This window comes from Micromonospora sp. NPDC020750 (assembly GCF_044334565.1).
In the GTDB taxonomy this organism is placed as follows: Bacteria; Actinomycetota; Actinomycetes; order Mycobacteriales; family Micromonosporaceae; genus Micromonospora.
This window is the reverse complement of record NZ_JBIRTH010000002.1, coordinates 42,403-56,044: the sequence shown is the minus strand read 5'-3', so window position 1 is coordinate 56,044 and position 13,642 is coordinate 42,403. Positions and strand designations below refer to the sequence as shown.

General features: G+C 73.5%; 12 protein-coding genes. 6 read left to right on the top strand and 6 right to left on the bottom strand.

Translation table 11 applies throughout. From position 1 onward, the window contains the following. Positions 1–4: 4 nt before the first annotated feature. A complete protein-coding gene (locus ACH4T9_RS05360) occupies positions 5–649 on the bottom strand; it encodes a histone deacetylase (RefSeq protein ID WP_396670671.1) in 645 nt (214 codons plus the stop codon). A gap of 268 nt (positions 650–917) precedes the next feature. Here ACH4T9_RS05360 and ACH4T9_RS05355 point away from each other — a divergent pair, with 268 nt between their 5' ends. After that, positions 918–2,294 carry a diguanylate cyclase gene (locus ACH4T9_RS05355; RefSeq protein ID WP_396670672.1) on the top strand — a complete coding sequence of 459 codons (1,377 nt, stop codon included), beginning with the start codon at positions 918–920 and terminating at the stop codon, positions 2,292–2,294. Positions 2,295–2,445: 151 nt separating this feature from the next. On the opposite strand, the gene ACH4T9_RS05350 is transcribed toward ACH4T9_RS05355, so the two are convergent. After that, positions 2,446–3,510, bottom strand: a complete 1,065-nt coding sequence (locus tag ACH4T9_RS05350) for an aspartate-semialdehyde dehydrogenase (RefSeq protein ID WP_396670673.1) — start codon at positions 3,508–3,510, stop codon at positions 2,446–2,448. Positions 3,511–3,515: 5 nt separating this feature from the next. Next, positions 3,516–4,781 (bottom strand): aspartate kinase, encoded by a 1,266-nt coding sequence (locus tag ACH4T9_RS05345; RefSeq protein ID WP_396670674.1) that lies wholly within the window; start codon positions 4,779–4,781, stop codon positions 3,516–3,518. A 246-nt stretch (positions 4,782–5,027) separates the two neighbouring features. On the opposite strand from ACH4T9_RS05345, the gene ACH4T9_RS05340 reads away from it, so the two are divergent. The 3 genes from ACH4T9_RS05340 to leuA all read left to right on the top strand — a co-directional run bounded on the left by ACH4T9_RS05340 (position 5,028) and on the right by leuA (position 8,663). Beyond that, on the top strand, positions 5,028–5,816 hold the full coding sequence (locus ACH4T9_RS05340) for a hypothetical protein (RefSeq protein WP_396670675.1): 789 nt from the start codon (positions 5,028–5,030) through the stop codon (positions 5,814–5,816). 85 nt (positions 5,817–5,901) lie between these two features. Then, the gene (locus ACH4T9_RS05335; protein ID WP_396670676.1) at positions 5,902–6,585 is read left to right on the top strand and encodes a nitroreductase family protein; all 684 of its coding nucleotides are present in this window, start codon (positions 5,902–5,904) and stop codon (positions 6,583–6,585) included. Between the two features lie 320 nt (positions 6,586–6,905). After that, positions 6,906–8,663, top strand: coding sequence for a 2-isopropylmalate synthase (gene leuA, locus ACH4T9_RS05330; RefSeq protein WP_396670677.1), 1,758 nt, complete (start codon positions 6,906–6,908; stop codon positions 8,661–8,663). A gap of 37 nt (positions 8,664–8,700) precedes the next feature. On the opposite strand, the gene ACH4T9_RS05325 is transcribed toward leuA, so the two are convergent. Then, positions 8,701–10,155, bottom strand: a complete 1,455-nt coding sequence (locus tag ACH4T9_RS05325; RefSeq protein WP_396670771.1) for an MFS transporter — start codon at positions 10,153–10,155, stop codon at positions 8,701–8,703. A gap of 166 nt (positions 10,156–10,321) precedes the next feature. Here ACH4T9_RS05325 and ACH4T9_RS05320 point away from each other — a divergent pair, with 166 nt between their 5' ends. Both ACH4T9_RS05320 and ACH4T9_RS05315 read left to right on the top strand, forming a co-directional pair. Next, positions 10,322–10,957, top strand: a complete 636-nt coding sequence (locus ACH4T9_RS05320) for an HNH endonuclease family protein (RefSeq protein ID WP_396670678.1) — start codon at positions 10,322–10,324, stop codon at positions 10,955–10,957. Further along, positions 10,939–11,364 carry a hypothetical protein gene (locus ACH4T9_RS05315; RefSeq protein WP_396670679.1) on the top strand — a complete coding sequence of 142 codons (426 nt, stop codon included), beginning with the start codon at positions 10,939–10,941 and terminating at the stop codon, positions 11,362–11,364. The genes ACH4T9_RS05320 and ACH4T9_RS05315 overlap by 19 nt, the downstream gene beginning before the upstream one ends. Before the next feature lie 49 nt (positions 11,365–11,413). Here ACH4T9_RS05315 and ACH4T9_RS05310 read toward each other — a convergent pair whose 3' ends face one another. Both ACH4T9_RS05310 and ACH4T9_RS05305 read right to left on the bottom strand, forming a co-directional pair. Then, positions 11,414–12,517 carry an ABC transporter ATP-binding protein gene (locus ACH4T9_RS05310; protein ID WP_396670680.1) on the bottom strand — a complete coding sequence of 368 codons (1,104 nt, stop codon included), beginning with the start codon at positions 12,515–12,517 and terminating at the stop codon, positions 11,414–11,416. Then, entirely contained in the window at positions 12,514–13,632 is a 1,119-nt protein-coding gene (locus ACH4T9_RS05305) for an ABC transporter ATP-binding protein (RefSeq protein ID WP_396670681.1), read from the bottom strand. Before ACH4T9_RS05305 ends, ACH4T9_RS05310 begins: the two co-directional genes overlap by 4 nt. Between the last annotated feature and the right edge of the window lie 10 nt (positions 13,633–13,642).

Below are 13,642 nucleotides of genomic sequence, written 5' to 3'. Positions count from 1 at the left end.
CGCGTCACCCGTCGAGTGCCCCGGCGACCAACGACTCGATGGCGGGAAGCTCCCACCGGCCGGCCACCCCGGGCCGGTCCGCCAGGTAGCCGGCGATCCGCGGCGCGTCCCAGCCGTGCGCCTCGCGTAGGCCCCCGGCGAGCATCGCGAGGTACACCGGCGCGGGCGCGTTCCACTCGACGTCCGCCGCCCGCCCGGGCGCTGTGAAGGTCAGCATCGGCACGCCGTCCCGGACGCCGGTGCGGACCAGCGTCTCGTACCGGCCGGGGCCGAGGGTCGCCCGCCCCCGCGCGACGGCGACCTTGATCAGGTCAAGGTCCGCGCCGGGTTCCCGGTACATCTCCTGCGCGGCGAGGTCGGCGAACTGCTCCGTGGTGAGCAGCCAGGCCCGGGCCGCGGCCACCCCGGGCAGCTCCGGGTCGTAGAAGGCCATCCCGCCGGTCCAGGCCCGGGACTCCCCGGCGAAGTAGATCCCGCCGGGCACCAGCACCGCCGCCGACCGGCGCGGCGGCCGGCAGTCCCGGCAGCCGGGGTACGTCCGCAGCCCGCCCGGGGGGCGGCCCCCGCCCAGGTACCAGTTCAGCCGGTCGGCGTGCATGTTGGACCCGTATGCGACGTACCAGAGCAGGGCGTCCACGGCCGTCAGCACGCCCCGGTCGGGTGGGTGTCGCTGAGCTGGGCGATGAGCATCGAGTCCTCCACGTCGACCGGAGGGTCCAGGCTAACGCCAGCCGCCTGCATCCACAGGCTCCATCCACACCCTGTGGATAGCACATGTGTACGACGGAACTGATCTTGAAAGACCACCCCTGAGCTGCGGTGAGTACGCTTGATCGGACAGCCGCCCCTCCCCTGTCTGGACCCACGTGCGCGTAGATCACCACCGGCTCGTCCGGGACGTCACGGTCCGCCTGCCGATGGCGTCGACCGCCGTCGAGGCGTGCCGGTGGACCGTCACCGCGCTCGCCCGGTACGCGCCGGCCACCATCTCCGTCCTGCTCCCAGGGCCGGACCGGCTCCGCTGCGTCGCGGCAACCGGGGCCTGGCAGGTCTTCTCGACCGTCCCGCCGGAAGCCGGCATCGTCGGCCGGGTGTACGCCTCCGGCATCGGCGCCACCGTCCCCGACGTCGCCGCCGCCCCCGACTCACTCCCGGCCCGCCCCGACGTGACCGCCGAGATCTGCGTGCCGGTGCTCGACCCGGCGGGCCGCCCGATCGGAGTGCTCGACCTCCAGTGGAGCGGGCCGGTCGAGCTGGACCTGTGGCGGCAGACCGCCGAGCGCGTCGCCGGCCGGCTCGGCGCGCGGATCACGGCGCTGGGCGGCCCACCGGCGGAGAGCCGGAGCGAGAAGCTGCTACGGCACGCCGCCGCGCTGACCACAGCCCCCACCGAGTGGGACCTGATGACCGCGGCGATCTGCGCCGCCCGGGAGGTCTCCACCCTCTCCGCGGCGGTGCTGCTGCTGGCCGGCGAGACCGGCCCCCGGCTGGGCGCTCCCACCGGCGCGACCGGCGAGCTGGAGTCCCGCGTCCGGGCCGAGCTGACCGAGATGGACGCCCCGGCGCTGCACGGGATGATCGCCCGGACCCACCGGCACGGCACCGGCTACACCCTCGGGGAGACGGGGCACCCGCCCACGGCGGAGTACCGCCCGCTCGCCGACGCCGGAGTGCGCACCCTGGTGGCGGTGCCGGTCGGCCCCCCGGCCTCCGGCGGGGTGCTGCTGGTCGCCGATGAGCGGCTGTTGCGGCCCGACCCGACCACCGTCAACCTGATGGAGTTGCTCGCCGGGCAGGCGTGGACCTGCTTGGACCGGCTACGCACGCTGGCCCGGCTGCGCGAGCAGGCCAGCTCCGACCCGCTCACCGGGCTGCGGCACACCGGGCCGTTCGGGCAGCGGATCGCTCGTGCCACGCCGGGGCGTACGGCCCTGCTGGCGATCGACGTGGACGGTTTCAAGGCGGTCAACGACACGTACGGCCACCAGGCCGGCGACCGGTTGCTGGTCGGGCTGGCCCGGGCGCTGGAGGCGGCGCTGCGTCAGGGCGACGAGTTGTACCGGATCGGCGGGGACGAGTTCGTCGCGGTGATCGAGGTGAGCCGCCCCGAGGAGGCGGTCCGGATCGCCGAGCGGCTGGCCGAGGCCGCCCGGGGCACCGGTCGCACGATCAGCGTCGGCGTCGCACTGTCCCACCCCGGCGAGTCGCCCGAGCAGACCCTCCGCCGCGCCGACCAGGCCCTCTACGCGGTCAAGCGCCAGGGCCGCGACGCCGTCCACCTATCCACCACCTGACCCACCCCACCCCATCGCCCGCACTTTCAGTGAATGCGTGGCCATCCGCCGCCGCAGAGGCACTCTTTCTCTGAAAGTGCGGGGGCGGGAGGGTCGGGGGTGGGGGGTCGGGGGTGGGGGGTCGGGGGCGGGGGGTCGGGGGCGGGAGGGGTCAGGGGTGGGGGGTTAGTTCCTTGGCCAGGAGTTCGGCGATCTGGGCTGTGTTCAGGGCGGCGCCCTTGCGGAGGTTGTCGCCGGTGACGAAGAGGTCGAGGGCGCGCGGGTCGTCGACGGCGCGGCGGATGCGGCCGACCCAGGACGGGTCGGTGCCGACGGCGTCGATCGGCATCGGGAACTCCCCGGTGGCCGGGTCGTCGACGAGGATCACGCTGGGGGCGTTGCGTAGCGCCTCGCGGGCGCCCTCGGCGTCCACCTCGGTGGCGAAGACGGCGTGCACGGCCACCGAGTGCCCGGTCACCACCGGCACCCGGACGCAGGTCGCGGAGACCTTCAGGTCGGGCAGCCCGAGGATCTTGCGTGACTCGTTGCGCATCTTCAGCTCCTCGGACGACCAGCCGTCGTCGGCGAGCGAGCCGGCCCAGGGCACCACGTTGAGCGCCACCGGGGCCGGGAACGGCCCCATCTCGTCGCCGACGGCCTGCCGCACGTCACCCGGCCGGGAGCCGAGCGCCCGGTCCCCGGCGATCTTGCCGAGCTGGAGGTGCAGGGCGTCCACCCCGGCCCGGCCCGCCCCGGAGACCGCCTGGTACGAGGCGAGCACCAGCTCGCGCAGGCCGTACTCGCGGTGCAGCGGGGCGATCGCGACGATCATGGCGAGGGTGGTGCAGTTGGCGTTGGCGATGATCCCCTTCGGCCGGTTACGCACCTGCTCGGGGTTGATCTCGGGGACCACCAGCGGGACGTCCCGATCCATCCGGAACGCCCCGGAGTTGTCCACCGCCACCGCGCCACGGCTGACCGCGACCGGTGCCCACTGCGCGGAGACGTCGTCCGGCACGTCGAACATCGCCACGTCGACGCCGTCGAACGCCTCCGGGGTGAGCGCGCCGACGGTCAACTCCTCGCCCCGGCAGCGCACCTGCCGCCCCACCGACCGCTCGGAGGCGAGCAGCCGGATCTCGCCCCAGACGTTGCGCCGGGACGACAGCAGCTCGCACATCACGGTTCCGACGGCACCTGTCGCCCCGACCACGGCAAGGGTGGGCAGCGACGGCATCGCCGCTACCGCCCGGTCCCCGCGTACACGACGGCCTCGGAGTCGCCGCCCAGCTCGAAGGCGTCGTGGATGGCCCGGACCGCCTTGTCGAGGTCGGTGTCCCGGCAGACCACGGAGACCCGGATCTCGGAGGTGGAGATCATCTCGATGTTGACCCCGGCGGTGCCGAGGGCGGCGAAGAAGCCGGCCGCCACGCCCGGGTGCGACCGCATTCCCGCGCCGACCAGCGAGATCTTGCCGACGTGGTCGTCGTAGAGCAGGCCCTTGAACTTGACCGGCTCCTGGATCTTGCTGAGCGCGGCCATGGCGGTCGGGCCGTCGGTCTTCGGCAGGGTGAACGAGATGTCCGTGCGGCCGGTGCCCTCGGTGGAGACGTTCTGCACGATCATGTCGATGTTGATCTCGGCACCGGCGACGGTGTCGAAGATCCGCGCGGCGGCGCCCGGCTCGTCCGGGACCCCGACGATGGTGATCTTCGCCTCGCTGCGGTCGTGGGCGACCCCGGTGATCAGTGCCTGTTCCACGGGAAGGTCCTCCATCGATCCGGTGACCATGGTGCCGGTGTTGGTCGAGTATGACGAACGGACGTGGATCGGCAACCCCGCGCGCCGGGCGTACTCGACGCTGCGCAGGTGCAGCACCTTGGCGCCGCAGGCGGCCAGCTCCAACATCTCCTCGTAGGTGATGTCCCGGATGTGCCGGGCGTTGGGCACGATCCGCGGGTCGGCGGTGAACACGCCGTCGACGTCGGTGTAGATCTCGCAGACGTCGGCGTGCAGCGCGGCGGCCAGTGCCACCGCCGTGGTGTCCGAGCCGCCCCGGCCGAGCGTGGTGACGTCCTTGGTGTCCTGCGAGACGCCCTGGAAGCCGGCCACGATGACGACCGCGCCCTCGTCGAGCGCGCCCTTGAGCCGCCCCGGGGTGACGTCGATGATCCGCGCCCGGCCGTGCACCGAGGTGGTGATCACGCCGGCCTGCGAGCCGGTGAACGAGCGGGCCTCGTACCCCAGGTTGTGGATGGCCATGGCGAGCAGCGCCATGGAGATCCGCTCCCCGGCGGTGAGCAGCATGTCCAGCTCACGGCCCGGCGGCAGCGGGCTGACCTGGTTGGCCAGGTCGAGCAGCTCGTCGGTGGTGTCACCCATCGCGGAGACGACCACGACCACGTCGTCGCCGGCCTTGCGGGTGGCGACGATCCGCTCGGCCACCCGCTTGATCCGCTCGGCGTTCCCGACGGAGGACCCGCCGTACTTCTGCACTACGAGTGCCACGACGGCGCACTCCCTCCCAGCAGTCCCTGAGCATGCCGACGCCGCCGGGAAACCGGTCGGCGGCGCGTGTCAGACCACATCAGGGTATCTGGCGCCCCACACGGCCGGATCGGGTGATCCCACCATCCGGCCGACGCGGGCCGGCCCGGCCGCCGTCCCACCAGGTCGGCAGGGGGTACGCGACACGCCGGCCGACCGGCGTCGCAGGGGTCCCCGGGCGGGGGCGGCACACCGCAGAATGACCCGGTGCATGCCCACCTCCGCGTGGCCCGGCGCCTGATCGGCGCCCTCACGCTCACCCTGCCGGCCCTGCTCGCCGCCTGCGTCGGCGACCCGCCCGCCGCGACGACCTCGCCGCCGTCGGGCGACCCAGCGCCCGCCGCCATCGACTCCGCCCGTGAGGAGTTGGCCGCCCTGGCCGCGGCGGCCCAGGACCGGCACTTCACCGCCCGGTACACCCTCACCGGCGACGGCCCCGACCGCACGATCACGGTGACCAGCGCGAACGACGGCACCTGGCGGGTCGACGTCCCGGGTGGGGCGCTGGGCGGAACTGCGGACGTCTCGTTCGCCGGCACCACCGACGGGCTCTTCCAGTGCGGCCTGCCGTCGGCCGCCCGGCGCGAGCCGGCGAGCTGCGTACGCCTCGGCGACCCGGACGACACCGTCCCGAGCCGGCTGGATCCCCGGGTGCAGCACCCGTTCACCGACTGGCTGGAGGTGCTCACCGACCGGCTGGCCCCGCTGGCGGTCTCCCCGGCCCGGCCGCCGGCGGGGGCGACCGGGGCCTGCTACTCGGTCGACTCGACCTCGGCCTCGCTGAACCCCCCGCTGGACGTCGGGATCTACTGCTACGCCCCGGACGGCACGCCGACCGCCGTGCGGACCGTGACCGGCACCCTCGTCCTGGCCGGTCCGGCCGCGTCGGCCCCGGCGACCGTGCAGCTCGCCGGGCCGGTGACCGACGGCGAGCCGCTCGGTGTCGCGGCGCCGAACGTGGACGAGCCGACGCCCCGGTCCACGGGAACGCCCTGACCCTTCCTCCCGTTACGGGTGCTTCTGACCACATTTCCTCACCCCCGGCCTAAGGGCAAAATGCCCGATACGGGACGCTTGCCCCATGGCCGACCTCACCCCGCTGCTCGCCTTCCGCTGGAGCCCCCGGGCATTCGACCCGACCGCCGCGCTGTCCTCCGCCGAGGCGGACTCGCTGCTGGAGGCGGCCCGCTGGGCGCCCTCCGCCGGCAACCGTCAACCGTGGCGGTTCGCCCTCGGGCACCGCGACGACGAGACGTACAAGCGGATCCTGGTCAACCTGCCGGCGGCCGAGCAGCGGTGGGCCCGGCACGCCGCCACCCTGCTGCTCGGCGCCCACCTGACGGCCGACCCGGCCGTCGCCGCGGCGCCGGGCCGCCCGCCCGGGGCCGGCGACGCCGACGGCGCGGGAGCGGCCGACGGGGTCGGCGCGGGGGGCCCCGCCCCCGGGCCGGACCGGTCGGCCGGGGTCGGCGGCCATCGCGGGCCGGCGGCGCCCGGTCCCGCCGGCCGAGCCGCATACGACCTGGGGCAGGCGGTGGCGCACCTCACCGTGCAGGCCACCGCGCTCGGGCTGTACGTGCGCCAGCTGGCCGCCTTCGACGCCGCCGGGCTCACCGCCGACCTGGATCTGCCGGCCGGGATCCGCCCCCTGGTGGTGGCGGCGGTCGGCCGGCTCGGCGACCCGTTCAGCCTGCCCGAGGAGCTGCGCCGGCAGGAGACCGGCCTGCGCCGCCGCCGCCCGCTGGCCGAGCTGCTGCTGTGTTGACCGGCCGGCGTGGAGATCGGTCGCCCTGACCCGGTCGCCCTGACCCGGCCGGCGTGGACCGGTCGGCGGCTGCGACGTCGATCTCAAACTCCGGACCGACCTTCCCACCCCTCACCTCATCACGTAGGGTCACTCTGTCATGTGGCAGGCGCACCTTCTCCTTGGTCGCCGCGACGAGGCCTGACCGGCCGGCACCTCGTCGCGGAGTCGAACCGCGCCGTCCAGCACATTCGAGCTTTCTCATCGGCGCCTCGCGCCGACCCGGCATCGTCGCCGACCTTCCGATTGCTGACGCCACATGTTCAGGGGAGCACTCCGTCATGGCTCAACCCACCGGCACCACCGACGCTGACACCGATCCGATCGCCCAGCAGCGTCCCAGCCGGATGCCGTACCACCGGTACCAGCCGTACCAGCAGCAGTTCCGGATCGACCTGCCCGACCGCGCCTGGCCGACCCGGCACGTCGAGGCGGCGCCCCGCTGGTGCGCCGTCGACCTGCGCGACGGCAACCAGGCGCTGATCGACCCGATGTCCCCGGAGCGCAAGCGCCGGATGTTCCAGCTCCTGGTGCAGATGGGCTACAAGGAGATCGAGGTCGGCTTCCCGTCGGCCAGCCAGACCGACTTCGACTTCGTGCGGCAGCTCATCGAGCAGGACCTGATCCCCGACGACGTGACCATCCAGGTGCTCACCCAGTGCCGGGAGCACCTGATCGAGCGGACCTTCGAGTCGCTGCGCGGCGCGAAGCGGGCGATCGTGCACTTCTACAACTCGACCTCCACCCTCCAGCGTCGGGTGGTCTTCGGGCTGGACCGGGACGGCATCACCGACATCGCCACCACCGGCGCTCGGCTCTGCCAGAAGTACGCGGAGATCCACGCCCCGGACACGGACATCTACTACGAGTACTCTCCGGAGTCGTACACGGGCACCGAGCTGGAGTACGCGCTGGAGGTCTGCTCGGCGGTGATCGACGCGATCGACCCGACGCCGGACCGGAAGCTGATCATCAACCTGCCGGCGACCGTCGAGATGGCCACCCCGAACGCGTACGCCGACTCGATCGAGTGGATGCACCGGCGCCTGCCCCGGCGGGACAGCCTGGTGCTGAGCCTGCACCCGCACAACGACCGGGGCACCGGCGTGGCCGCCGCCGAGCTGGGCCTGCTGGCCGGCGCCGACCGGATCGAGGGCTGCCTGTTCGGCAACGGCGAGCGCACCGGCAACGTCGACCTGGTGACGCTGGGGCTCAACCTGTTCTCCCAGGGCATCGACCCGATGATCGACTTCTCTGACATCGACGAGGTCAAGCGGGCCGTGGAGTACTGCAACCAGCTCCCGGTGCACGAGCGCCACCCGTACGCGGGCGACCTGGTCTACACCGCGTTCTCCGGCTCCCACCAGGACGCGATCAAGAAGGGCTTCGACGCCCTGCACGCCGACGCGGCGGCGGCGGGTGTGCCGGTCGACCAGCACACCTGGGCGGTGCCGTACCTGCCGATCGACCCGAAGGACCTGGGCCGGACCTACGAGGCGGTCATCCGGGTCAACTCGCAGTCCGGCAAGGGCGGCGTCGCGTACATCATGAAGAGCGAACACCAGCTCGACCTGCCGCGCCGGCTCCAGATCGAGTTCTCCGGCGTGGTCCAGCAGGTCACCGACCACGACGGCGGCGAGGTCGACCCGAGCACCATGTGGGAGATCTTCGCGGGCCACTACCTGCTCGACCACCAGCCCGACCCAGCCGTCACCCTGGCCGGCTACGCCATCGGCACCGCCGACGGCAAGGTCGAGATCGAGGCCCGGGTGGGCGTCGGCGGTGAGGTCCGGTCGCTGGCCGCCGTCGGCAACGGCCCGATCGACGCGTACGTCAACGCGCTCGGATCGGTGGGCGTGGCGGTACGGGTGCTCGACTACCACGAGCACGCGCTCTCCTCCGGCGGGGACGCGCAGGCCGCCGCGTACGTCGAGTGCGAGGTCGACGGCCGCACCGTGTGGGGCGTCGGGGTGGACGCGAACATCGTCACCGCCTCCGTGAAGGCGGTCACCAGCGCCGTCAACCGCGCCCGCGCCTGAGGTCGCCCGGCGGCGTCCGGCACCCGCCGGGCGCCGCCTACCGGCTGTCGGGTGGGGTCGAGGCGGGCAGCGACGGACACGGCTGCGAGCCTGGCGCCTCGCGGGGCGGGCGATGGATCAACAGCCCGGCCAGCGCCGCCCCGACCAGCAGCAGCCCGGCGCACCAGGCCAGCGCGCCCCGGAACGCGTCGGTCAGCGCCGCCTTCTGCTCGTACCCGGTGCCGCTGAGGCCGACCAGCAGGGGCAGCGCGGCCACCGCGAGCAGGCCGCCGGCCCGGGACGCCGCGTTGTTGAATCCGCTGGCCACCCCCGCGAACCGGTCCGCCACGGCGGCCAGCACCGAGGCGGTCAGCGGCGCCACCACCAGGGTCAGGCCCAGGCCGAAGAGGGTCACTCCGGGCAGCACATCCGTCCAGTACGACGCGCCCGGCCGCACCCCGCGCAGCAGCAGCAGGCCGATCGCGGCCACCACCGGGCCCACGGTCAGCGGCAGCCGGGGGCCGATCCGGGCCGACAGCGCCCCGGCGCGGGACGAGCCGACCAGCAGCAGGACCGTCATCGGGACGGTGGCCAGGCCGGTGAGCAGCGCCGACCAGCCCACCACGTTCTGCAGGTACACGGCGAGGAAGAAGGTGAACCCGCCCAGCGCCGCGTACACCATCACGGTGAAGACGTTCAGCACCGAGAAGAGCCGGCTGCCGAACAAGGCGGTGGGCAGCATGGCGGTGTCGCCCCGACGCCGTTCCACCAGCACGAACGCGACGGCGGCGAGCACCCCGACCAGCGCCGACGCCAACACCGGCAGCGAACCGCCCCGGGCCGGCGCGTCGATCAGGGCGTACGTGACGCCGCCCAGGCCGAGCGCGCCGAGCAGCGCGCCGGCCACGTCGAACCGCCGCCGCCCGGCCCCGGTACGCGAGGCGTCCTCGTCGCGGCTCTCCGGCACCCAGCGCAGCGCGGCCAGCACCACCGGCACGGCCAGCGGCAGGTTGATGAAGAAGATCCACCGCCAGGACAGGGCGTCGATCAGCCAGCCCCCGACGAGCGGGCCGAGCGCGGTGGAGACCCCGGCCAGCCCGGACCATGCCCCGATCGCCCGGCCCCGGTCGTCGGGGTGGAAGCTGGACTGGATGACCGACAGCGAGCCGGGGGTGAGCAGCGCACCCCCGGCGCCCTGGAGGAACCGGGCCGCGACCAGCCAGCCGGTGCCCTGGGCCAGGCCGCACAGCGCCGAGGCGACGGCGAACCAGACCACCCCGATCAGGAACACCCGCCGCCGCCCGAACCGGTCGCCGAGCGCCCCGCCGAGCAGCACGAACGCGGCCAGCATGAGCAGGTACCCGTTGACGGTCCACTGGAGACCGGCCACCGTGGCGTCGAGTTCCGCGCCGAGGCGGGGCAGGGCCACGTTGACCACGGTGCTGTCCAGGAAGACCATGCCGGAGGCGAGGATCGCGGCGAGCAGCGTCCCCCGGGCGGCAGGGGTGCCCATCCGGAGCGCGGACGGGGATGCGGATTCGGTCACGGGTATCCATCCTCCTCCGGTCGATTTGCCGGACGCCACGATTCATGGAAACGGTGCCGGGGTACTGTGCGCAATCGCCGGGAGCCCGCAAGCTGGAGAGGTGTCGTCTGTGCGAACCAGATCAGGACGTCGTGTGGCCGGGGCTGCCGTGCTTGCCGCGGCGCTCGCCCTCGTGTCCGCCGGCTGCTCGGCGGTCGACGAGCCCGAGGCCCCGCCCAGCGGCGGCGGCGGCAACGTCAGCGAGCAGTTGGGCCAGCTGACCGTCGCCAGCGCCGGCTCGATGAAGGGCTACAGCCGCGACCACTTCCCGCACTGGCGGAACACCGGGAAGAACTGCGACGTGCGGGACAGCGTCCTCAAGCGCGACGGTGAGGACATCCGGCTCTCCGGCTGCAACGTGGTCGCCGGCCACTGGGAGAGCGTGTACGACGGCCGGGTCTTCACCGACCCCTCGGACGTGGACATCGACCACACCGTGCCGCTGGCCAACGCGTGGCGCTCGGGGGCGGACGAGTGGGACGACGCCAAGCGGGGCGACTTCGCGAACGATCTCACGAGACCGCAGCTCTTCGCGGTTTCCGCCTCCTCCAACCGGGCAAAGGGTGACCAGGATCCGTCCCAGTGGAAACCGGCGAACCGATCGTACTGGTGCAAGTACGCCGAGAACTGGGTGACGGTCAAGCACCACTGGCGGCTGACGGTGACCAGTGCCGAGAAGGCCGCCCTGACCGACATGCTGGAGGGTTGCACATGGGCGAGCAAGCCGTGACCGGGGCCGGGACGAGCGAGGGTGCCACCACGGCCGGGATGATCGCGGACGGCACCCCGACGGGTCCGGCCGACGTCTCGGGCGCCGGCATGTCCGCCGACGCGGGGGCCACCAGCGCCGCGGCGTCCCCGCCCACGGGCGCTCCGGCCGGCGGCGGGGCGCAGAACCGTACCGCCGATGTCGTCCCCGGCCCGGGCGGCGTGATGACCGACGAGGCCGGCGTGGTGACCGGTGAACTGACCCTGCGCACGGAGTACGCCGACGGCCAGGTCGTCCTCCGCGTGCAGTACCGGGAGGCCGACGAGTGGTACGTCGTGACCGGCGGAACGGCCCCGCTGGCCGACCCGGCCGGGCTGGACGCCGTACACACGATCGCGGTCGGCCTGCTCAACCGCCCGGAGGGCTGACCTGGCCGGGGCCCCCGCGACGCGAGCCGCGCCGACAAGGGCCCCTCGCTCACACGTACGAGCCGGGCTCGGTGGGCGCGGAGACGACGGCCGGGGCCGCACCCTCGTCCTCGGGCCGGACGATCTGCACGCTCACCTTGTGCGGGCGCAGCTCGCCGGTGGCGATCTGCTCCGCGAAGTGGCAGGCGACCCGGCTGCCGCCGATGTCCCGCAGCGCCGGCCGCTCGTCGGCGCAGCGGGTGGGCTGGGCCCACGGGCAGCGGGTATGGAACCGGCAGCCCGACGGCGGGTTGGCCGGCGACGGCAGGTCCCCGGCGAGCAGGATCCGCTCCCGCCGGTCCTCCACGTCCGGGTCCGGCACCGGCACGGCCGACATCAGCGCCCGGGTGTACGGGTGCAGCGGCTCGCTGTACAGCCGGTCGCTCGGTGCCTCCTCGACCAGCGCGCCCAGGTACATCACGCCGACCACGTCGGAGATGTGCTTGACCACGGCAAGGTCGTGGGCGATGAACAGGTAGGTCAGGCCGAGGTTGTCCTGAAGCTCGTCGAGCAGGTTCACCACCTGGGCCTGGATGGAGACGTCCAGGGCGGAGACCGGCTCGTCGGCGACGATCAGCTCGGGGCCGAGCACCAGGGCCCGGGCGATGCCGATGCGCTGCCGCTGGCCACCGGAGAACTCGTGCGGGTAACGGGACAGCGCCCAGCGGGGCAGCCCCACCGCGTCGAGGGTCTCGCCGATGATCCGCCGCCGGTCGTCCCGGTCGGTCCCGATGCCGTGGGTCTGCAACCCCTCGACCAGGATCGACTCGACGTTCTGCCGGGGGTCCAGGCTCGACATCGGGTCCTGGAAGATCATCTGCATCCGTCGGCGCATGGCGCGCAGCTTCCCGGCCGGAAGCGTGGTCAGCTCGACGCCGTCGAAGCGGACCTCGCCGGCGGTGGGCGGGGTGAGCTGTAGCAGGGCCCGGCCGAGCGTGGACTTGCCGCAGCCGGACTCGCCGACCAGTCCGTACGTCTTCCCGCGCGGGATGCTCAGGTCGACCCCGTCGACCGCCTTGACGTGGCCCACCACCCGGTCGAGGAGGATTCCCCGCTTGATCGGGAAGTGCACCTTCAGGTCGCGGACCTCGACGAGGATGTCGCTCTCGGTCACGGCTTCTCCTCCTCGCGCGGGGCGGGCACCGAACCCGTGGTCGCGTCGTCGGCCGCCGCAGGGGCGGCGGCACCGGCCGCCGGGGCGGTGCCCGGGGCGGTCGCGGCCCGGCCGCCGGTGACGCCCGGGGGCACCGTGCCGGGGACCGGGGCCGGGTTGAGGCACCGGTAGCTGCGGCCGTCGTGGGCGAGCACCAGCTCCGGCGGCTCCCCCACGCACTCGTCGATGCGGCGGGTGCAGCGTGGGGCGAAGGCGCAGCCGTCCGGCCAGGCCAGCAGGTCCCGGACCGAGCCGGGGATCGGGTTCAGCCGCTCGCCACGCCCGGCGTCCAGGCGCGGCACCGAGCCGAGCAGACCCACCGTGTACGGGTGCCGCGGCTCGCGGAACAGCGGGCGACGGCGGGCCGTCTCCACCACCCGGCCCCCGTACAGCACGTTGATCGTTTCGCACATGCCGGCGACCACCCCCAGGTCGTGGGTGATCATCACGAGCGCGGTGCCGGAGTCCCGGACCAGGTCCTTGAGCAGCTCCAGGATCTGCGCCTGGATGGTGACGTCCAGCGCGGTGGTCGGCTCGTCGGCGATCAGCAGCCGGGGCTGGCAGGCCACCGCCATGGCGATCAGGGCGCGCTGCCGCATGCCGCCGGAGAGCTGGTGCGGGTACTCCTTGAGCCGGCGGCGCGGGTCGGGGATGCCGACCCGGTCGAGCAGGTCGGCGGCCTCCTTCTTGGCCGCCTCCCCCCGCATCCCCCGGTGCCGGGTCAGCACCTCGGTCACCTGCAACCCGATCGGGATCACCGGGTTCAGCGAGGAGAGCGGGTCCTGGAAGATCATCGCGACGTCCCGGCCCCGGATGTCCCGGCGGGACCGGTCGTCGAGCTGGAGCAGGTCCGTGCCGTCGAAGACCGCCTTGCCTCCGACCTTCAGGCCGGGCTGCTTGGGCAGCAGGCCCATGATGGCCAACGAGGTGACGCTCTTGCCGCAGCCGGACTCGCCGACCAGGCCGACCACCTCGCCGGCGTCGACCGCGAAGGACACCCCGTCGACGGCGTGCACGGTGCGCTGACCGCGCCGGGCGAACGTGACGGAGAGGTCGTCCACTTCGAGCAGTGCCATGACAGACGGC

Excerpts from the sequence above, each read along its gene's own strand:
- ACH4T9_RS05325 (WP_396670771.1), bottom strand. The coding sequence starts at position 10,155 with ATGGGCACCCCTGCCGCCCGGGGGACGCTGCTCGCCGCGATCCTCGCC.
- leuA (WP_396670677.1), top strand. The coding sequence starts at position 6,906 with ATGGCTCAACCCACCGGCACCACCGACGCTGACACCGATCCGATCGCC.
- ACH4T9_RS05315 (WP_396670679.1), top strand. The coding sequence starts at position 10,939 with ATGGGCGAGCAAGCCGTGACCGGGGCCGGGACGAGCGAGGGTGCCACC.
- ACH4T9_RS05350 (WP_396670673.1), bottom strand. The coding sequence starts at position 3,510 with ATGCCGTCGCTGCCCACCCTTGCCGTGGTCGGGGCGACAGGTGCCGTC.
- ACH4T9_RS05305 (WP_396670681.1), bottom strand. The coding sequence starts at position 13,632 with ATGGCACTGCTCGAAGTGGACGACCTCTCCGTCACGTTCGCCCGGCGC.
- ACH4T9_RS05335 (WP_396670676.1), top strand. The coding sequence starts at position 5,902 with ATGGCCGACCTCACCCCGCTGCTCGCCTTCCGCTGGAGCCCCCGGGCA.
- ACH4T9_RS05355 (WP_396670672.1), top strand. The coding sequence starts at position 918 with ATGGCGTCGACCGCCGTCGAGGCGTGCCGGTGGACCGTCACCGCGCTC.